Annotated in this window: 17 protein-coding genes; 8 read left to right on the top strand and 9 right to left on the bottom strand. The window is 65.2% G+C overall.

Going from position 1 to position 19,524, the window contains the following annotated elements:
- Nucleotides 1-11: 11 nt before the first annotated feature.
- Entirely contained in the window at nt 12-698 is a 687-nt protein-coding gene (locus DGA31_RS20085; protein WP_056840518.1) for a YggS family pyridoxal phosphate-dependent enzyme, read from the bottom strand.
- A gap of 55 nt (nt 699-753) precedes the next feature.
- On the opposite strand from DGA31_RS20085, the gene DGA31_RS20080 reads away from it, so the two are divergent.
- A complete protein-coding gene (locus tag DGA31_RS20080; protein ID WP_056840519.1) occupies nt 754-1,788 on the top strand; it encodes a type IV pilus twitching motility protein PilT in 1,035 nt (344 codons plus the stop codon).
- A 237-nt stretch (nt 1,789-2,025) separates the two neighbouring features.
- Here the strand turns inward: DGA31_RS20080 and DGA31_RS20075 are convergent, their stop codons facing one another.
- On the bottom strand, nt 2,026-2,697 hold the full coding sequence (locus tag DGA31_RS20075) for a C40 family peptidase (protein ID WP_056840520.1): 672 nt from the start codon (nt 2,695-2,697) through the stop codon (nt 2,026-2,028).
- A gap of 248 nt (nt 2,698-2,945) precedes the next feature.
- Between DGA31_RS20075 and DGA31_RS20070 the strand changes: the two genes are divergently transcribed.
- Nucleotides 2,946-3,353: an NINE protein gene (locus DGA31_RS20070; RefSeq protein ID WP_056840521.1), complete on the top strand. Its 408-nt coding sequence runs from the start codon at nt 2,946-2,948 to the stop codon at nt 3,351-3,353.
- A 42-nt stretch (nt 3,354-3,395) separates the two neighbouring features.
- Here the strand turns inward: DGA31_RS20070 and DGA31_RS20065 are convergent, their stop codons facing one another.
- From DGA31_RS20065 to gshB, 7 genes are all read right to left on the bottom strand, one after another.
- Nucleotides 3,396-4,667, bottom strand: coding sequence for a dihydroorotase (locus DGA31_RS20065; RefSeq protein ID WP_056840522.1), 1,272 nt, complete (start codon nt 4,665-4,667; stop codon nt 3,396-3,398).
- Complete coding sequence (locus DGA31_RS20060; RefSeq protein ID WP_056840523.1) at nt 4,664-5,668, bottom strand: aspartate carbamoyltransferase catalytic subunit; 1,005 nt, start codon at nt 5,666-5,668, stop codon at nt 4,664-4,666. The genes DGA31_RS20065 and DGA31_RS20060 overlap by 4 nt, the downstream gene beginning before the upstream one ends.
- Nucleotides 5,669-5,680: 12 nt before the next feature.
- Nucleotides 5,681-6,199: a bifunctional pyr operon transcriptional regulator/uracil phosphoribosyltransferase PyrR gene (pyrR, locus tag DGA31_RS20055; protein ID WP_056840524.1), complete on the bottom strand. Its 519-nt coding sequence runs from the start codon at nt 6,197-6,199 to the stop codon at nt 5,681-5,683.
- Between the two features lie 88 nt (nt 6,200-6,287).
- Complete coding sequence (ruvX, locus tag DGA31_RS20050; RefSeq protein ID WP_109513734.1) at nt 6,288-6,728, bottom strand: Holliday junction resolvase RuvX; 441 nt, start codon at nt 6,726-6,728, stop codon at nt 6,288-6,290.
- Complete coding sequence (locus tag DGA31_RS20045; protein WP_056840526.1) at nt 6,728-7,297, bottom strand: YqgE/AlgH family protein; 570 nt, start codon at nt 7,295-7,297, stop codon at nt 6,728-6,730. Before DGA31_RS20045 ends, ruvX begins: the two co-directional genes overlap by 1 nt.
- A 104-nt stretch (nt 7,298-7,401) precedes the next feature.
- On the bottom strand, nt 7,402-8,304 hold the full coding sequence (locus DGA31_RS20040) for an energy transducer TonB (protein ID WP_109513733.1): 903 nt from the start codon (nt 8,302-8,304) through the stop codon (nt 7,402-7,404).
- Nucleotides 8,305-8,445: 141 nt separating this feature from the next.
- The gene (gene gshB, locus DGA31_RS20035; protein ID WP_109513732.1) at nt 8,446-9,399 is read right to left on the bottom strand and encodes a glutathione synthase; all 954 of its coding nucleotides are present in this window, start codon (nt 9,397-9,399) and stop codon (nt 8,446-8,448) included.
- A gap of 197 nt (nt 9,400-9,596) precedes the next feature.
- Here gshB and pilG point away from each other — a divergent pair, with 197 nt between their 5' ends.
- Genes pilG through DGA31_RS20005 form a run of 6 tightly spaced genes read left to right on the top strand, consistent with a single transcriptional unit; the run spans nt 9,597 to nt 19,443 of the window.
- Nucleotides 9,597-10,007 carry a twitching motility response regulator PilG gene (gene pilG / locus DGA31_RS20030; RefSeq protein ID WP_056840529.1) on the top strand — a complete coding sequence of 137 codons (411 nt, stop codon included), beginning with the start codon at nt 9,597-9,599 and terminating at the stop codon, nt 10,005-10,007.
- A 45-nt stretch (nt 10,008-10,052) separates the two neighbouring features.
- Nucleotides 10,053-10,418, top strand: coding sequence for a twitching motility response regulator PilH (gene pilH / locus DGA31_RS20025; protein ID WP_056840816.1), 366 nt, complete (start codon nt 10,053-10,055; stop codon nt 10,416-10,418).
- A 26-nt stretch (nt 10,419-10,444) separates the two neighbouring features.
- A complete protein-coding gene (locus tag DGA31_RS20020) occupies nt 10,445-10,984 on the top strand; it encodes a chemotaxis protein CheW (protein WP_056840817.1) in 540 nt (179 codons plus the stop codon).
- Nucleotides 10,985-11,001: 17 nt separating this feature from the next.
- Complete coding sequence (locus DGA31_RS20015) at nt 11,002-13,044, top strand: methyl-accepting chemotaxis protein (protein WP_109513731.1); 2,043 nt, start codon at nt 11,002-11,004, stop codon at nt 13,042-13,044.
- 44 nt (nt 13,045-13,088) lie between these two features.
- Entirely contained in the window at nt 13,089-18,977 is a 5,889-nt protein-coding gene (locus DGA31_RS20010) for an Hpt domain-containing protein (protein ID WP_109513730.1), read from the top strand.
- On the top strand, nt 18,970-19,443 hold the full coding sequence (locus DGA31_RS20005) for a chemotaxis protein CheW (RefSeq protein WP_056840532.1): 474 nt from the start codon (nt 18,970-18,972) through the stop codon (nt 19,441-19,443). The genes DGA31_RS20010 and DGA31_RS20005 overlap by 8 nt, the downstream gene beginning before the upstream one ends.
- The last annotated feature ends 81 nt before the right edge of the window (nt 19,444-19,524 follow it).

The raw sequence follows: 19,524 nt of genomic DNA, 5'->3' as shown, positions 1-19,524 counted from the left end.
TGAGTCAGAAGTCAGGGTTGGCCGTAATTGCGGGCGCCAAACAGGGCCGTGCCGACGCGCACCCAGGTGGCGCCTTCAGCGATGGCGGCCTCCAGGTCGTGGCTCATGCCCATCGACAGAGTGTCCAGCGTCTGGGGCAGTTGGGTTTGCAGGGTCCTTACGCGGGCAAAGGCGGCGCGCTGGGCGGCTACGTCGTCCGTGGGCTCCGGGATCGCCATCAGGCCGCGCAGCTGCAGGCGTGGCAGTTGCGCAATGGCGGCGGCCAGCGCGGGCAGGTCTTGGGCATTGCAGCCCGATTTGCTGGCCTCGCCACTGACGTTGACCTGGATGCAGATGTTCAGCGGTCCCAAGTGTTCGGGACGTTGTTCGGACAGGCGTTGGGCGATTTTCAGGCGGTCCACGGAATGTACCCAGTCGAAGTGCTCAGCGATGGCACGGGTCTTGTTCGACTGAATGGGGCCGATGAAATGCCAGCACAAGGGCAGGTCGGATAATTGTTGCTGCTTGTCCTGGGCTTCCTGCAGGTAGTTTTCGCCAAAGTGGCGCAGGCCGGCGTCGAAGGCTTCGCGCAGGTCGGCGGCCGGCTTGGTCTTGCTGACCGCCAGCAGGCCGATGCTGGCCGGGTCGCGCTGTACGGCCCGGGCCGCGTCGCGGATTCGGTGTTCGAGCGTTGATATATTCGCTGCTATCGTGGACATTGATTCGTGCCAGCAGGTCTGAGGTCTGCGGCATTCTATGTGATTGAGGAGCTGTATGGATATTACCGAGCTGCTGGCCTTCAGTGCCAAACAAGGCGCTTCCGACTTGCACCTCTCTGCCGGGCTGCCGCCGATGATCCGCGTCGATGGCGATGTCAGGCGTATCAACCTGCCGGCTCTGGATGCCAAGCAGGTCAAGGCACTGATCTACGACATCATGAACGACAAGCAGCGCCAGGACTTCGAGGAGCGCCTGGAGACCGACTTTTCATTCGAGGTGCCGGGGGTGGCGCGCTTCCGGGTCAATGCGTTCAACCAGAATCGTGGCGCGGGCGCGGTCTTTCGTACCATCCCGTCGAAGATCCTGAGCATGGAAGACCTGGGAATGGGCGAAGTGTTTCGCCGCATTACCGATGTGCCGCGCGGGCTGGTCCTGGTTACCGGGCCTACCGGCTCGGGTAAATCGACAACCCTGGCGGCGATGGTCGACTACCTCAACAGCAACAAGCACCACCACATCCTCACCATCGAGGATCCGATCGAATTCGTCCACGAATCCAAGAAGTGCCTGGTCAACCAGCGCGAGGTGCACCGCGACACGCTGGGCTTTTCCGAGGCCCTGCGTTCAGCCTTGCGGGAAGACCCGGACGTGATCCTGGTCGGCGAGATGCGCGACCTGGAGACCATTCGCCTGGCACTGACCGCTGCCGAAACCGGGCACCTGGTGTTCGGCACGTTGCACACCACGTCGGCAGCCAAGACCATCGATCGGGTGGTCGACGTGTTTCCGGCCGCTGAAAAGTCCATGATCCGCTCGATGCTGTCCGAATCCCTGCATGCCGTGATCTCGCAGGTGCTGCTCAAGAAGGTCGGCGGGGGAAGGGTGGCGGCGCATGAAATCATGATGGGGACGCCGGCGATCCGTAACCTGATCCGCGAGGACAAGGTGGCGCAGATGTACTCGGCGATCCAGACCGGTGGGGCGATGGGCATGCAGACCCTGGACATGTGCCTGGCCGAGCTGCTCAAGCGCGGCCTGATCAACCGCGAAAGCGCCCGCGAAAAGGCCAAGCTGCCGGATAACTTCTAAACCCCGACACCCAGACTGTCTTGTAGGAGCGCGCTTGCCCGCGACCGAGTGCGCAGCGCTCGCAAAATTGGTGAGGCCCCACAAATTTCCGATCTGGAATCTACGAAACGCCACAATTTTACGACTGCTAACGCAGCCGGTCGCGGGCAAGCGCGCTCCTACAGGGCGGGATCGCGCGTTGGTACCGACAGTAGTAGCGCGTTGGTACAGCAGTAGTATCGAGCGCAGGCGCCTGACTCAGTTTCTGGCAATATTCAGCGCCGGCTTCTGCTTGGGCAGTACGCGCTTGGCAACCTTGTAGCTCTTGTTCCAGTAAGGTTTCTTCAACGTGTCGACGGTCACGGCCTTGCCGCGGCGGGGCGCGTGGACGAAGCGGTCGTTGCCCAGGTAGATGGCCACGTGGTTGATGCGGCGGCTCTTGATGTTGAAAAACAGCAGGTCACCGGGTTTCAGGTCCTTGCGGTCCACGGCCTGGCCATGACCTTCGGCCATGTCACGCGAACTGCGCGGCAGGTCGACATTGGCCACGTCGGTGAAGGCGTACTTGACCAGGCCGCTGCAGTCGAGGCCCTTGCCGGGTGTGTTGCCGCCCCAGCGATAAGGAGTGCCAACCGCTTCCAGGGCGCGCTTGACGACGGCGCTGCCCTGTTTATTGGTGCCGGCCACAGCAGACGATACCGCGGATTTTCGGGCATTGTTGGCCGTCACCGGACTCTGGGCAGCGCTCGTCTTGCGCACATGCGGCACGCTGGCGGTTTCGCTGCGGGTGGTTTCGCGCGAGGCCGAGGCATTGCTTTTGGCGGTGTAGCCGGAGAAGCCGGCGGGCAGGTTTTGCTCACGATTGGTGGCGTGGGCGGCCAATGGCATAAGGAGACAAACAGTCAGCCATGTCTTGAAAAAAGGACGCATTCGGCAGGGCTCTTAAAGATCAGCGCGCAACTCTATAACAGCTTGCGTCCAAAGCCGACCCCACCCGACGACACGTTTACACGGCAATCGTTGCAATTATTGCGACGGATTGTCTTGTATTGTGTAGCAATCCCTTGTGTTACAAGGCCTTGCGGAATCGATAAAGGGCATTCGCCATACGTCGGATGACCGATAAAAAGTCACAAAATTTACACGAAAATTTTTCTATCAACGCAACGAGGCAGTTTATGAACAGCTATACCCCCAACACGCACAGCAAAGTCCTGGGTTACCTGCTGTGGATTTTCGGCTTCCTGGGTGCTCACCGTTTCTACTTCGGCAAGCCGGTGACCGGCACGATCTGGTTCTTCACCCTGGGCCTGTTCGGCATCGGCTGGCTGATCGACCTGTTCCTGATCCCATCGATGGACCGCGAGGCGGACCTGCGTTTCACCCCTGGCCCGACCGACTACAACCTGGCGTGGATTCTGCTGACGTTCCTGGGCATCTTCGGCGCCCACCGCCTGTACCAGGGCAAATGGGTCACCGCCATCATCTACTTTTTCACCGTCGGCCTGTTTGGCGTGGGCGTGCTGTATGACTTCTGGACGATGAACACCCAGATCTCGATCAAGAACGCCCAACTGCAGCGCTGAACCGCAGCCGGGCAGAGCGCTGTTGACCTTGGGGAGCGCTGGTCAGGCGCTGTAGCTGATGCGCCCGTCCACCAGCGTGTAACGCACCGCCCCCGGCAGGCAATGGCCCAGGAACGGGCAGTTCTCGCCGCGGGACAGCCAGGCCTGGCCGGCCAGGGTGCTGGCGGTCGGGTCGAACAGCACCAGGTCGGCCGCCAGCCCTTGCTGCAATTGCCCGGCCGGCAGGCGCAGCGCCGCCGCCGGGCCTGCGCTCAGGCGATCAAGCAGGGTCGGCAGGTCGAGCAGGCCGTCCTCTACCAGCGTCATGGCCAGCGGCAGCAGCAACTCCACACTGCTGATGCCCGGCTCGGTCGCACCGAACGGCGCCAGCTTGGCGTCGCGCTCGTGTGGCTGGTGATGGCTGGAAATGGCCTGGATCACCCCGGCTTTCACGGCCTCGCGCAGACCGTCACGGTCTGCGCGGGTGCGCAGGGGCGGCTGCACATGGTAGAGGCTGGAAAAGTCGATCAGCGCCTCATCGGTGAGGATCAACTGGTACAGCGCCACGTCGGCGGTCACCGGCAGGCCGCGGGCCTGGGCGTCGGCGATCATGGCGGCGCCACGGGCGCTGGTCAGCTGGCTGAAGTGCGCGCGCACGCCGCTCTGTTCGACCAGCAGCAGGTCGCGGGCCAGGGCCACGGTCTCGGCGGTCTCCGGGATGCCGACCAGCCCCAGGAAACTGGCGGTCGGGCCTTCGTGGGCCAGGCCGCCGGCGGCCAGGTCATGGTCCTGCGAATTGAAAATCACCGTCAGGTCGAACGTGGCGGCGTATTCCAGCGCCCGGCACAGGGTGCGGGTGTTGGTGAAGGTCTTGAGGCCGTTGCCGAACGCTACGCAGCCGGCGTCACGCAGGGCCACCAGCTCGGCCAGTTGCTCGCCTTCCAGGCCCTTGCTCAGGGCACCGATCGGATAGACCTTGCTGAAGCCGGCCTCACGGGCGCGGTCCAGGATCAGTTCGGCCACCGCCGAGGTGTCCAGTACCGGCCGGGTGCGGGGTGGGCAGCACAGGCTGGTCACCCCGCCGGCGGTGGCGGCACGGGTCTCGCTGGCGATGCTGCCCTTGCGGCTGTAGCCGGGCTCGCGCAGCGAGACATTCAGGTCCACCAGGCCCGGTGCGGCCACCAGCCCTGTGGCGTCGATGCTGTGCGCAGGCTCGAAACCTGCGGGCGCCGCGCCCACGGCCAGAATCTTGCCGGCTTCGATGTGCAGGTCGGTGACCTGGTCCAGCCCGCTGCGCGGGTCGATGACGCGAGCGCCGAGAATGCTGAGCTTCACAGGGCGTTCTCCTGCTCGAATTGACGTTGTGCGGTCTGACCGCTCATGGCCATGGACAACACGGCCATGCGCACGGCGATGCCGTAGGTCACCTGGTTGAGAATCACCGAATGGGGGCCGTCGGCCACCGCCGATTCGATTTCCACCCCGCGGTTGATGGGGCCTGGGTGCATGACAATGGCATCCGGTTTTGCGCCCGCCAGACGGGCGGTGGTCAGGCCGAACAGGCGGTAGAACTCGCCTTCGCTGGGCAGCAGGCCGCCCTGCATGCGTTCGCGTTGCAGGCGTAACATGATCACCACATCGACGTCCTTGAGGCCCTCGGCCAGGTCGGTGTAGACCTTCACGCCGTATTGCTCGATGCCCACCGGCATCAGGGTCTTGGGTCCGATCACGCGGATGTCCGGGCAGCCCAGCGCCTTGAGTGCCAGCATGTTCGAGCGTGCCACCCGCGAATGCAGGATATCGCCGACGATGGCCACCGACAGGTTCTCGAAGCCACCCTTGTGCCGGCGGATGGTCAGCATGTCGAGCATGCCCTGGGTCGGGTGCGCGTGCCGGCCGTCGCCGCCATTGATGATCGCCACCTCGGGGCACACGTGCTCGGCAATGAAGTGCGCGGCGCCGGAGTCGGCATGGCGCACCACGAACATGTCGGCGGCCATGGCTTCAAGGTTGCGCAGGGTGTCGAACAGGGTCTCGCCCTTGCTGGTCGAGGAGGTCGAGACGTTCAGGGTGATCACGTCGGCCGACAGCCGCTGTGCGGCCAGCTCGAAGGTGGTGCGGGTGCGCGTCGAGTTCTCGAAAAACACGTTGCAGACCGTCTTGCCACGCAGCAGCGGGACTTTTTTCACCGCGCGTGCGCCGACTTCCAGAAACGAGTCGGCGGTGTCGAGGATTTCTGTGAGCAGTTCGCGGGGCAGGCCGTCCAGGGACAGGAAATGGCGAAGCTGGCCCTGGTGATTGAGCTGCAGCGGTCGCTTGGCGTCGAGAGGCGTCATCGCAATGGACTCTTAAAAGGCTGAGGCAGTGGAAAGATCCTGGATGTCGAGCGCCAGCGGCTCGGGACCACTGAGCTTGACCCGCTCATGAGCGGCCAGGGCCAGCGTTGCACCGACCACATTGGGGCGGATCGGCAGTTCGCCGGCGTTCAGGTCCAGCAGGCAGACCAGCGTCACGCTGGCCGGGCGGCCGTAGTCGAACAGCTCGTTAAGGGCGGCGCGCACCGTGCGTCCGCTCATCAGCACGTCGTCGATCAATACCAGGTGCTGGCCTTCGATCTCGAACGGCAGCTCTGAAGGCCGCACCTGGGGATGCAGGCCGTTCTGGCTGAAATCGTCACGGTAGAACGACACGTCCAGCGTGCCCAGCGGCCCCGGATGGTCCAGTGTCTGGAGCAGTGCCTGCGCGACCCACACGCCCCCGGTACGAATGCCGATGAAGCGTGGTTCGTGAATGCCGCGATGGCTCAGGTGGGCGGTGAGGTCGGTGGCCATCTGACGGATCAGATCGGCGGGGTTGGGCAAACTCATGCTGGCTCCTTCAGAAGCTTGTCGTGCGCCCGCAGCCGGGCGTACTCAAGCGCAAACGTGGGATTCGAAGCGTTGCGGGGGCAAAAGGTCACACATTGAGCAGCTGCGGGTTGGCATCCAGCCAGCCTTGCAGCAGCAGGGCGGCCGCAATCGCATCCACCGGGTTGTCACGGTAACTGCCGCGCTGGCCGCCACGGGCCATGCGCTCGCCCTTGGCCTCGAAGGTGGTCAGGCGCTCGTCGTGGGTGTAGGCGGGGACATTGAAGCGACCGTTGAGCTGGCGTGAGAACTTCTCGGCACGGGCACTCATGTCGCTGGGCGTGCCGTCCATGTTCAGGGGCAGGCCGACCACCACCGCGTCGGGCTTCCACTCCTTGAACAGGGCTTGCATCTGGTCCCAGTTGGGCACCCCGTTCTGGGCCTTGAGGGTGCACAGCTCGCGGGCCTGGCCGGTAATGGCCTGACCCACCGAAACACCGATCTGCCGGGTGCCGTAGTCGAAGCCCAGAATCAGGCGCAAGACCGCCATCAGGCGTGCCCTGCCTGGGTCGAGAGCAGGCTCAGGTTGATGCCCAGGCGTGCAGCGGCCGCATTGAGGCGCTGGTCGCTGTCGGTCTCGAACAGGATGGCGGCATCGAACGGGCAGGTCAGCCAGGCATTGGCCGCCATTTCGGCGTCCAGCTGGCCGGCATCCCAGCCGGCATAGCCCAGGGTGATCAGGCTGTGCGCGGGGGCGTCGCCGTCGGCGATGGCAAACAGGATGTCCTGCGAGGTCGACAGGGCTATGCCGCCCAGCTCGACCGTGGACTGAAAGACCGGGCCGCTGGGGTGCAGGACGAAACCGCGATCGGTCTGCACCGGGCCGCCTGAGTGAATGCGGATCTGCTGGCAGCGCACCGGTGGCAATTGCTCGGGGCGCAGTTGCTCCAGTACGTCGGCCAGGGTCAGGTCCTGCGGACGGTTGATGACCAGCCCCATGGCGCCATCGGCATTGTGCTCGACAATGTAAGTCAGGGTCTGCGCAAAATGCGGATCGTCCATGTGCGGCATGGCGATCAGGAACTGATGCTTGAAGTAACTTGCAGTGACGTTTTTCATGACGCCTAGTGTGGCGCTGCCGGCGGTCGCTGACAACTGTCACTTATGGCAGAGCGCGCCCCTGAACCGAAATTCTGCGGCGCTGCCATTCCCGGCCGGGGGGCTCAATTGCTGGACAGTTTGTCGCCGCGGGCAAATTTCCAGGTGCGGATGATTTCCAGCCGGTCGATGTCGGCCAGATCGCCGCTGAACGGCGCAAAAGGCGCCGCCAGGCGCACGATGCGCTGGGCGGCCTGGTCCAGCAGCGGCTGGCCGGAGGATTCCAGCACCAGCACTTCATACAGCGAACCGTCGCGGTTGATCGACACCAGCAGGCGCAGGCTGCCGTAGATCTGCTGGCGACGTGCCTCCTCGGGGTAATTGAGGTTGCCGACCCGCTCGACTTTCTTGCGCCAGTCGTCCTTGTACCAGGCCCCCTTGTCGCGCATGGTCGAGGCCGCATTGAGGCGATGGATCTTGGGCCGCTTGGCATAGCGCTGCTGCTCGTCCGACAGCTCGGCTTCGAGGCTGGCAATTTCATTGCTCAGTTGAGCGCTGTCAAAGGTCGGGGTTTCCCGCGGCTTGGGGTCAGGCTTGACCTCTTCACGACGCGTGACGGTCTTTTCCTTCGCCGGCGCCACCGTGGCCACGGCGGCCTTCGGCGCTTCCTGCTTCTGGACCGCCTTGCTGGCCGGCGGCGGGGTCACCTTGTTGATCTCGGTGTCCTGGAACGGCGCCAGCTCAGTGGTCTTGAGCGTCTGGGCCTGATCCAGCGTGCCGCTGCCCTGCTGGTTGTCCTGGGCCAGGAAATCGGCCTGCTCGGGTGCCTTCTCGCTCTTGAAGGTGGCGAGGGTGATTTCCAGGGTGCGGGAAATCTGCTCGGGCTTCACATAGGTAAAGCCCACCCCGAGGATGACCACCAGGTGCACCAGGGCGGCGATCAGCAGGGTAAAGCCCAGGCGGTCGCGCGAGCGCACGCCGGAGCGCGGGGGTTCGATCAAGAGGGGGTTGTAGGCCATTGCAGTCATGGGCGGTCGGGCATCATTGGAGCCTGTAGGTCAGGTGCATGTCGCAGGTCGCACATGATAACGCAATGAAAGCTACAAGCCATGAGCGGCAAGCAGCAAGCCACAGCCGGACCGCTCTGCTTGCAGCTTGCCGCTTAGGCCTTATCGCGCCTTGAGCTTCTTCTCGATCGCATCCATCAGCAGGCTGCCGATGCGGGTGCCGAAGGCATTGTCGATTTCGCGGATGCAGGTCGGGCTGGTGACGTTGATTTCGGTCAGGTGCTCGCCGATCACGTCCAGGCCGACGAACAGCAGGCCTTTTTCGCGCAGGGTCGGGGCGACCTGGGCCACGATCCAGCGGTCGCGCTCGGTCAGCGGGCGGGCTTCACCACGGCCGCCGGCGGCCAGGTTGCCACGGGTTTCGCCGGCAGCCGGGATGCGCGCCAGGCAATAGGGCACCGGCTCGCCATCGATCACCAGAATGCGCTTGTCACCGTCCTTGATGGCCGGCAGGTAACCCTGGGCCATGATCTGCTGGGTGCCGTTCAGGGTCAGGGTTTCCAGGATCACCGACAGGTTCGGGTCGCCGGCGCGGTGGCGAAAGATGGAAGTGCCGCCCATGCCATCCAGCGGCTTGAGGATGGTGTCACCCTGTTGTTCGGCAAAGGCGCGCAGGATGTCCGCACGGCGGCTGACCAGCGTCGGCGGGGTGCACTGCGGAAATTGCGTGGCGAACAGCTTTTCATTGCAGTCGCGCAGGCTCTGCGGCTTGTTGACCACCAGCACGCCATCGCGCTCGGCCTGCTCCAGCAGGTAGGTGGCGTAGACGAATTCCATGTCGAAGGGCGGGTCCTTGCGCATCAGGATCACGTCCAGCTCGGCCAGGCCCGTGTCGGCTTCATCGCCCAGCTCGAACCATTTGGCCGGGTCGGCGAACACGGTCAGCGGCTTCATGCGCGCGCGGGCCTTGCCGGCGTCCAGGTACAGGTCCTGCTGCTCCATGTAGAACAGCGACCAGCCGCGTTCCTGTGCAGCCAGGAGCATGGCCAGCGAGCTGTCCTTCTTATAGGAGATGCGCTCGATCGGGTCCATGACAATCCCTAGGCGAACACTCATGGGCAATATCCTCTGTACGTTGCGGCCGACGGCCGAAAAACCGTCAGGGTCGCTTGCGCCATGCCTCGCGGTCAAGAGGCCAGCGCCCTGCGCGCTTGATGGATTGCGCCTGGAGAGTGTGCTAAAAAGTCACGGCACCCACTGCCTGCCTGGCAGCGGCCTGTCAGAGCCGGCTCGCGGCGACGGAACAGCCCCACATGTCACAGCACGCCACAGCATTGAAGGTCATGGTGATCGATGATTCGCGGACCATTCGCCGTACCGCCGAAACCATCCTCAAGAGTGCCGGCTGTGAAGTCATCACGGCGGTTGACGGTTTCGAGGCGCTGGCCAAGATTGTCGACCATCACCCGCGCATCATCTTCGTCGACATCATGATGCCGCGCCTGGATGGCTACCAGACCTGCGCCCTGATCAAGAACAACCGGGCCTTCAAGGCCACGCCGGTGATCATGCTGTCGTCCAAGGACGGTCTGTTCGACAAGGCCAAGGGCCGGATCGTCGGTTCCGATCAGTTTTTGACCAAGCCTTTCAGTCAGGAAGAACTGCTCAATGCCATCAAGGTCCATGTACCGGGCTTCCTGAGCGTTGAACAACATGAATCGTGAGGCCTGCGGCGTGTGCCGCCGGCCTGCCATCTTTTGGGGAACACCATGGCTCGAATACTGATCGTCGACGATTCGCCGACCGAAATGTACAAACTCACCGGCATCCTGGAAAAGCACGGCCACCAGGTCCTCAAGGCCGAGAACGGTGCCGACGGCGTGGCCCTGGCCCGCCAGGAAAAACCCGACGCGGTGCTGATGGACATCGTCATGCCCGGGCTCAATGGCTTCCAGGCCACGCGCCAGTTGAGCAAGGACCCCGACACCCGGCCCATTCCCGTCATCATGGTGACCACCAAGGATCAGGAAACCGACAAGGTCTGGGGCGAGCGCCAGGGGGCCCGCGGCTACCTGACCAAGCCGGTGGACGAAGACACCCTGATCAAAGTCCTGAATTCGGTCCTGGCCGGCTGAGAACCCTTATGCCCACGCCACCGTCGCTGAACGGTTCGCGCACCGCGTTCGAGCTGTTGTTCGCCATCGACCAGCGCTGCCGCTCGCTGGCCGCCGGCCTGCCGGCCCAGACCACCCGCGAGCAGGACTGGAGCGGCATCGGTTTTCGCCTGGGCGAGCACCTGTTCGTCACGCCGATGGGCGAGATCGCCGAAATTCTCAACGAACCGCGCTGCACCGCGATGCCCGGGGTCAAGCCCTGGGTGTTGGGCATTGCCAACCTGCGCGGGCGCTTGCTGCCGGTCATCGACCTGTGCGGTTACTTCGGCCATGCGTGCTCGCCCTTGCGCAAGCCGCGCCAGGTGCTGGTGGTCGAGCAGCCTGAGGTGTTCGCCGGCCTGCTGGTCGATGAAGTCCTGGGCATGCAGCACTTCGACCCGGCCAGCCTGGTGCGTGGCGCCGAGGCGTCGCCGACCCTGGGGATGGCGCCGTTCATCCCCGGGCAATTCATCCGCGAGCAGCCCTGGCGGGTGTTCAGTACCCGGGCCCTGGCACAGTCCCGGGGGTTCATGGATGTCGCGCTTTGAGTCGTACAGGAAACGTCATGGTTGATACAGGCACATTGCAGGACGGTGCACGCAGCCGGGCGCAGATCATCACGCTGTTTGTCGCGTTGATCGTGTTCATCATTCTGCTGTTCGCCAACTTCGCGTACCTCAACACGCAGTCGAACTACGAAAAGCAGTACATCGGCCATGCCGGCGAGCTGCGTGTGTTGTCCCAGCGCATCGCCAAAAACGCCACCGAGGCCGCCGGCGGCAAGGCCCAGGCGTTCAAGTTGCTGGCCGATGCGCGCAACGATTTCGACCTGCGCTGGGGCTACCTGAAAAAGGGCGACCCGGCCACCGGCCTGCCGGCCGCGCCGTCGGGGGTGCGCGACGAACTGCGGGCGGTGCAGAACGACTGGGAAGCGCTGCGCAAGAGCACCGATGTGATCCTGGCCAACGAACAGACCGTGCTGTCGCTGCATCAGGTCGCTGCCACGCTGGCCGAAACCATCCCGCAATTGCAGACCGAATACGAAAAGGTCGTCGAGATCCTGTTGCAGAACAACGCCCCGGCCAGCCAGGTGGTCCTGGCCCAGCGCCAGGCCTTGCTGGGCGAGCGCATCCTGGGCTCGGTCAACAAGGTACTGGCCGGCGACGACACGGCCGTGCAGGCGGCCGATGCCTTCGGGCGCGACGCCAGCCAGTTCGGCCGCGTGCTCAGCGGCATGCTCGAAGGCAACCCGGGCTTGCACATCAGCCAGGTCGAAGACCGCGATGCGCGGGCGCGGCTGAGCGAGATTGCCGAACTGTTCGAGTTCGTCTCAGGCTCGGTCGACGAGATCCTCGAAACCTCCCCCGAGCTGTTCCAGGTGCGCGAGGCTTCAAGCAAGATCTTCACCACCTCGCAGACCCTGCTCGACCAGGCCTCCACGCTGGCCAACAGCCTGGAACACCTGGCCAGCCGGCGCACGGTCAATTCCATTGGTGGCTACATCATCGGCCTGCTGGCCTTGATGTCGATCATTCTCATTGGCCTGGTGATGGTGCGCGAGACCAACCGCCAGTTGCATGAAACCGCGCAGAAAAGCGAGCGCAACCAGGCGGCGATCATGCGCCTGCTCAACGAGATCGAAGAACTGGCCGATGGCGACCTGACCGTGGCCGCGTCGGTGACCGAGGACTTCACCGGCGCCATTGCCGACTCGATCAACTATTCCATCGACCAGTTGCGCGAACTGGTGGCGACCATCAACATCACCGCCGAGCAGGTCGCCGCCGCCGTGCAGGACACCCAGGCCACCGCCTCGCAACTGGCGCGCGCTTCCGAGCACCAGGCCTTGCAGATCAGCGCCGCCTCCACGGCGATCAACGACATGGCGCAGTCGATCGACCAGGTGTCGACCAATGCCTCGGAATCCTCGGCGGTGGCGGCCCGCTCGGTGGCGATTGCCAACAAGGGCAACGAAGTGGTGCACAACACCATCGACGGCATGGACAACATTCGCGAGCAGATTCAGGACACGTCCAAGCGCATCAAGCGCCTGGGCGAGTCGTCCCAGGAAATCGGCGATATTGTCAGCCTGATCGATGACATTTCCGATCAGACCAATATCCTGGCCCTCAATGCCGCGATCCAGGCCTCGATGGCCGGTGATGCCGGGCGCGGGTTTGCCGTGGTCGCCGACGAAGTGCAGCGCCTGGCCGAGCGCTCGTCGTCGGCCACCAAGCAGATCGAAACCCTGGTGCGGGCCATCCAGAACGACACCAACGAAGCGGTGATCTCCATGGAGCAGACCACCAGCGAAGTGGTGCGCGGTGCACGCCTGGCGCAAGATGCCGGGGTGGCGCTGGAAGAAATCGAAGGCGTCTCCAGAGTGCTGGCCGAGCTGATCGAAAGCATCACGGTCGCCGCCCAGCAACAGGCGGTGTCGGCCGGGCAGATCGCGCAGACCATGACCGTGATCCAGCAGATCACCTCGCAGACCACCTCGGGCACCTCGATGACCGCCGAGAGCATCGGCAACCTGGCGAAAATGGCCAGCGAGATGCGCCGCTCCGTATCCGGCTTTACCTTGCCGCCTTCCCGGGATCAGGCTTGAGGCCTCGATGATGACCACGCACGTTTCCCGGAGCTTCCCGCGCCATGCCTGATCGTCACGATTACGTGGCCCTTGAATGGGTCAAAGGCGAGATCGCCGAAACCCTGGGGCAGGCCCGCCAGGCGCTTGACGTATTCGTCGCCGCCTCCGGCAACCTGGCCGCGCTGGACGAATACATCCACGGCGTGCACCAGGTGCAGGGCAGCCTGCAGATGATCGAGTTCTACGGCGCCGCCTTGCTCGCCGAGGAAATCGAACTGCTGGGCGTGGCCCTGCGCGAAGGTCGGGTGGGCAGCCAGGCCGAGACCGTGCACCTGCTCAACCAGGCCATGACCCAGTTGCCGCTCTACCTTGAGCGCACCCATGCGGCGCGGCGCGACCTGCCGCTGGTGATCCTGCCGCTGCTCAACGACCTGCGCGGCGCCCGTGGCGAGAGCCTGCTGTCGGAAACCCGCCTGTTCGCCCCGCAGTTCTATGACATCGACCCGCTCGACGACCAGGCCCTGAGCCTGCGCGACAGCCCTGAACTGCCCGGGCAACTGCGTCAATGGCGCCAGAACCTGCAAAATGCACTGGCCGGATTGATGCGTGAACAGGACGTCCAAGGCCATCTGCACCAGCTGGCCGAGGTGTTCGCTCATCTCGAGCACCTGTGCGCCGACGCCCCGTTGGGGGCCTTGTGGCGCATCACCTCGGCGCTGGTCGAAAGCCTGCCGGCCAGTCGCTTCACCAACAGCCCGGCCCTGCGCAGCCTGCTGCGCGACGCCGATCGCGAACTCAAGCGCCTGATGGCCCAGGGCATCGAGGGCATCAATCAGCCGGCGCCCGAAGAGCTGCTCAAGAGCCTGCTGTTCTACATCGCCAAGTCCGAGGACCGGGCGCCGAAACTGCTGGCGCTCAAGGACGACTATGCGCTGGACGATGCCTTGCCCGGCAGCGAGGTGGTCGACCAGGAGCGCGCGCGCATGGCCGGCCCCGACCGCGATGCCATGCGCTCGGTGATCCTGGCCGTGTGCGCAGGGCTGGTGCGGGCCAAGGAGCGGCTCGATGTGTTCGTGCGCGGCGACCGCCAGCACGTCAGCGAACTCAATGCCTTGCTGGGGCCGCTGCGGCAGATTGCCGATACCCTGGCGGTGCTGGGGTTCGGCCAGCCGCGCAAGGTGATCATCGACCAGACCGGCGTGGTCCAGAGCATGGCCCAGGGGCAGCGCGAACCCAACGATGCGGCGTTGATGGACGTGGCCGGGGCGCTGCTGTACGTCGAGTCGACGCTGGCCGGCATGATCGGTGCGGTCGGCGAGACCCGTCGCGAAGAAAGCCGCCTGCCGACCACCGACCTGACCCAGATCCACCAGTTGGTGGTGCGCGAGGCGCGGCTGGTGCTGCAACAGGCCAAGGATGTGCTGATCGACGGCCTGGAGGGCGAGTGGTCGGCGCAACGCCTGGCGCCGCTGGGCGAATTGCTGGTGCAGGTGCGCGGCGCCCTGGCAATGATTCCGCTGAGCCGGGCTGCCAGCCTGCTGGCCGCCGGCAACGACTATGTGCGCCAGCACCTGCTCACGGCCGCCACCCGGCCTGACGAGCACGCGCTCGAAGGCCTGGCCGAAGCCTTGAGTGCGGTCGAGTATTACCTGGAGCGCATGAACGAAGACCACGAGGCGGCCGGCGACCCGATTCTCGACATGGCCCAGGCCAGCCTGGCCCGGCTCGGCTATGCACCGGCCTCGCCAGGCCCTGAGGCGCCTGACGACGATGCCCTTGAAGAGCCGGTGCCGGCCCCCGGCAGCCTGGCCCAGGTGCTGGCCAGCCCGTTGGCAACGATCAACCCGCCGGGCCGCGACATGCCGGCCAGCCTGCTGCCACCACCGGCCGATGAACCGGCGGTGGACGACGAACTGCGCGAGGTGTTCATCGAGGAGGCCCAGGAAATCCTCGACGCCCTCAAGCAATCACAGCCGCGCTGGCTGGTGGCCCTGGCCACGCCGGGGGCGGCCACCCATCAGGCCCTGCGCGAAGTGCGCCGCGCCTTTCACTCGCTCAAGGGCAGCGGCCGCATGGTCCGTGCGCTGGTGCTCAGCGAGCTGGCCTGGTCGGTGGAAAACCTGCTCAACCGCGTGCTTGAAGGCAGCGTGGCGGCCGACCAGCCGGTGCGCCAGCTGCTCGGCGAAGTGCAGGCCTTGCTGCCGGCCCTGGTGGCCGACTTCGCCGCCGGCGCCCAGCGCCAGCGTGACGATGCCGACCGCCTGGCCACCCAGGCGCAGCGCCTGGCCGGTGCCAGCGCGTCGGTGGTGCCGACGGTCAAGCCGGCCGACGACCTGGACCCTCAGTTGCTGGACATCTTTCGCCAGGAGGCGCTGGGCCATCTGCATGTGATCGACCGCTTTCTCGACAGCGCCGCGCGCCGCGACTCGGCGGCCATCGGCGACGACCTGCTGCGTGCCCTGCACACCCTCAAGGGCAGTGCCTACATGGCCGGTGTGTTGCCGATGGCGGAACTGGCCAGCCCGCTGGATGAACTGGTGCGCGAGTTCAAGGCCAATCTGATCGCCATTGAAACCCCCGAGCTCAAGCTGCTGCGTGCCGCCGAACCGCTGTTCTATCAGGGGCTGGAGCAGCTGGACAGCCAGCCCCTGGCGCCGATTCCGGGGGCCGCGCAACTGATCGAGGCGGCCCGCTCGTTGCTTGAGCAGCGCCTGGCGGCGGCCTTGCACGACGCCCCCGACGGCCTGCCGGTGCGGCACAACCCCAAGCTGATCGCGACCTTTCTCGCCGAGGGCATGGACATCGTGCTGGACGCCGAGGGCCTATTGCAGCGCTGGCGGCAGCACCCCGGCGCGCGCCAGGAACTGACCGCGCTGCTTGATGAGCTGACCACCCTGGGCCACAGCGCGCACCTGGCCGAGCTGCCGCAGGTCGATGAACTGTGCGAGGCCCTGCTGGACCTGTATGGCGCGGTGGAAGAAAGCAGCCTGGCGGCCAGCGAGCGCTTCTTCGATGAGGCCGGCCACGCCCATGAGGCACTGATCGACATGCTCGACCAGATCGCCGCCGGCCAGGACGTCGTGCCGCGCCCCGATTGCGTCCAGGCCTTGTATGCGCTGCTTGACCAGGCCCTGGCGCCGGACGCGACGGGCCTGGTGGCCCGCGATGGCAGCCCGGTGACCGAGCTGGGCGCGGTGATCGAGCAGATGGCCGGCCCGTCCCGGCAGGATGAGGCGGCGCCTGACGACGAAATCATCACGGTGTTTCTCGAAGAGGCCGCCGATATCCTCGACAGCGCAGGCCAGACGCTGCACCGCTGGCTGAGCGAACCGGATAACCCGCAGCCACTGTCGGCGCTGCAACGCGACCTGCATACGCTCAAGGGCGGTGCGCGCATGGCCGGTGTCACAGCGATCAGCGACCTGGGCCATGAGCTTGAAGCCCTGTATGAAGGGCTGATCGACCGACGCTACAGCTATTCACCAGCGCTCGCCGGGCTGTTGCTCGACTGCCATGAGCAATTACAGCAGTGGCTCGGACAGCTCGGCACCCAGCAACCGCTGGACGACCCGGCGCCGTTGATCGACGCTCTCGGCGCACTGCGCCAGGGGCAGGGTGTGACCTGGGGCGATCCACTGCCGGGCATACCGGACCCGGCTCCTGAGGCCGGCGAACGCGACCCGGAGTTGCTGGAGATCTTTCTCGAAGAAGGCTTCGATCTCCTCGACAGCGCCAGCGCCGCCCTGAGCCGCTGGCAGGTCGACCCGCACAACACCCTGGAAGTCGAGAACCTGCTGCGCGACCTGCACACCCTCAAAGGCGGTGCGCGCATGCTCGAAATCAAGCCGCTGAGTGACCTGGCCCACGAGGTCGAATCGCTGTATGAGTCCGTTGCCGGTGGCCTGCGTACGCCGGGACCGCTGTTGCTGGAGGCCTTGCAGCGCGGTCACGACCGGCTGGCCGACATGCTTGATGCGGTGCGTGCCGGCCAGCCGCTGCCGGACGCCGAGGCCCTGATCGACAGCCTGCGCCAACTGGAGGTGGTGGAGCCAACCGCCACTGCCGTACCGGTGCCGGTAGCGAGTGCTGTGGTCATGGACCCCGATGCCGAGCGTATCGGCCCGGAAATGGTCAAGGTCGCCGCCGAAGACCTGGAGCAACTGGCCAACCTGGCCGGTGAAACCTCCATTTTTCGCGGGCGCATCGAGCAGCAGATTTTCGACACGCAAGCGACCCTGGCAGAAATCGAAACCACCCTGGCGCGCATGCGCGACCAGTTGCGCCGCCTGGACAGCGAAACCCAAGGGCGCTTGCTGGCCCGCGAGCAGGTCCCGGCCGAACGGCGCGGCTACGAAGAGTTCGACCCGCTGGAAATGGACCGCCATTCACAGCTGCAACAACTGTCGCGGGCCTTGAGCGAATCGGCCTCGGACCTGCTGGACCTCAAGGAAACCCTGGACCTGCGCGCCCGCGATGCCGGCACGCTGCTGACCCGCCAGGCGCGGGTCAACACCGAACTGCAGGAAGGCCTGATGCGCACACGCATGGTGCCCTTCGAACGGCTGGTGCCACGCCTGCGCCGGGTGGTGCGCCAGGTGGCCGGCGAGCTGGATAAACAGGTGCAGTTCGAGGTGGCCAACGCCGATGGCGAGCTGGATCGCAGCGTGCTGGAGCGGATGGTCGCACCGCTGGAGCACATGCTGCGCAATGCCGTGGACCATGGCCTGGAAAGCACCGAGAAGCGCCTGGCCGCCGGCAAGCCGGCGCAGGGCCTGATCCAGCTGGCGCTGATGCACGAAGGCGGCGACCTGATCATCGAACTGAGTGATGACGGCCCCGGCGTCGACCTGGCGGCTGTGCGCCGCAAGGCAATCAAGCGCGGGCTGATCCGTGCCGACGCGGTGCTGGCCGACCACGAGGTGCTGCCGTTCATCCTCGAAGCGGGGTTCTCCACCGCCGAGGTGATCACCCAGATTTCCGGGCGTGGCGTGGGCATGGACGTGGTGCATGCCGAGGTCAAGCAACTGGGCGGCTCGATGACCATCGACTCGGTGGCCGGACTGGGCACGCGTTTTCGCATCCGCCTGCCGTTCTCGGTGTCGGTCAACCGTGCCTTGATGGTGCAGTGCGGTGAAGAACTCTACGCGGTGCCGTTGAACACCATCGAAGGCATCGTCCGGGTCATGCCGGGCCAGTTGCTCGAACACTATCAGACCCAGCCACCGCGTTACCGCTATGGCGGACGCACCTATGAGCTGCGCTACCTGGGCGAGCTGCTCGGCAATGGCCAGCCGCGCCTGTTCGATCAGTTCCAGCCCTTGCCGGTGCTGCTGGTGCACCTGCAGGATCAGTGGGTGGCGGTGCAGGTCGATGCCCTGGCCGGCTCGCGCGAGATCGTGGTCAAGAGCCTCGGGGCGCAATTTGCCCAGGTCCAGGGCCTGAGCGGCGCGACGATCCTGGGTGACGGCCGGGTGGTGCTGATTCTCGACCTGCTGGCCTACGTCCGCGCCCGGCAAGGCCGCACGCCACACGCCTTGCCCGATGACACCGCCAGCTGGTTCACCGAGACCGGGCCACGGGCCTTGCGGGTCATGGTGGTGGACGATTCGGTGACCGTGCGCAAGGTCACCGGTCGGCTGCTGGAGCGCCACGGCATGCAGGTGGTGACCGCCAAGGACGGGGTCGATGCCATGAGCCTGCTGGAAGACTTCACCCCGGACGTCCTGTTGCTGGACATCGAAATGCCGCGCATGGACGGCTTTGAAGTGGCCACCCGGATTCGCCAGGACGAACAGCTCAAGGACCTGCCCATCATCATGATCACCTCACGCTCGGGCCAGAAACACCGTGACCGGGCCATGGCCATCGGGGTCAACGACTACCTGAGCAAGCCTTACCAGGAATCGGTGCTGCTCGACAGCATCCAGCGCTGGAGCGCACGCCATGTCTGATGCCAGCTTTCAATCAGCGCGGCTGACCAGCCTGACGTGCCTGCTGCTGCCGTTGAGCGACCGCTACCTGCTGCTGCCCAATGTCGCGGTGGCCGAGCTGATCGACTATCAGGATTGCCACGCCGACCCGGACGCGCCGCCCTGGTACCTGGGCCACATCGCCTGGCGCGACCTGAGCCTGCCGCTGCTAAGCTTCGAAGCGGCCTGCGGCGGGCGCACCAAGGTCGGCGGCCGGGCGCGCATCGTGGTGCTCAATGCCCTGGGCGGGCACCCGCAACTGCGCTACCTGGCGCTGTTGATCCAGAACATCCCGCGCTCGTGCAAGGTCGACAACCAGCTCAGCTATGTCGACGTACCCCTGGCCCGACTGGAGCTGGCTGCCGTGCAGGTCGGCGACACCCAGGCCCGCATCCCCGACCTGCCGGCGCTGGAGCAATGGCTGCTGGAAGCCGGCCTGGTTGTATAGGACCAATGCCGATCAGTTAAGCCGGTTTTCACCCGATTTTGCGTCTGACACTCAATTGATGTCGCCCAAGGTCTCGGGCCT

This window comes from Pseudomonas ovata (assembly GCF_003131185.1).
Lineage (GTDB): Bacteria > Pseudomonadota > Gammaproteobacteria > Pseudomonadales > Pseudomonadaceae > Aquipseudomonas > Aquipseudomonas ovata.
Note: the sequence above shows the minus strand (reverse complement) of the source record. Positions and strands in the feature narration are given on the sequence as shown.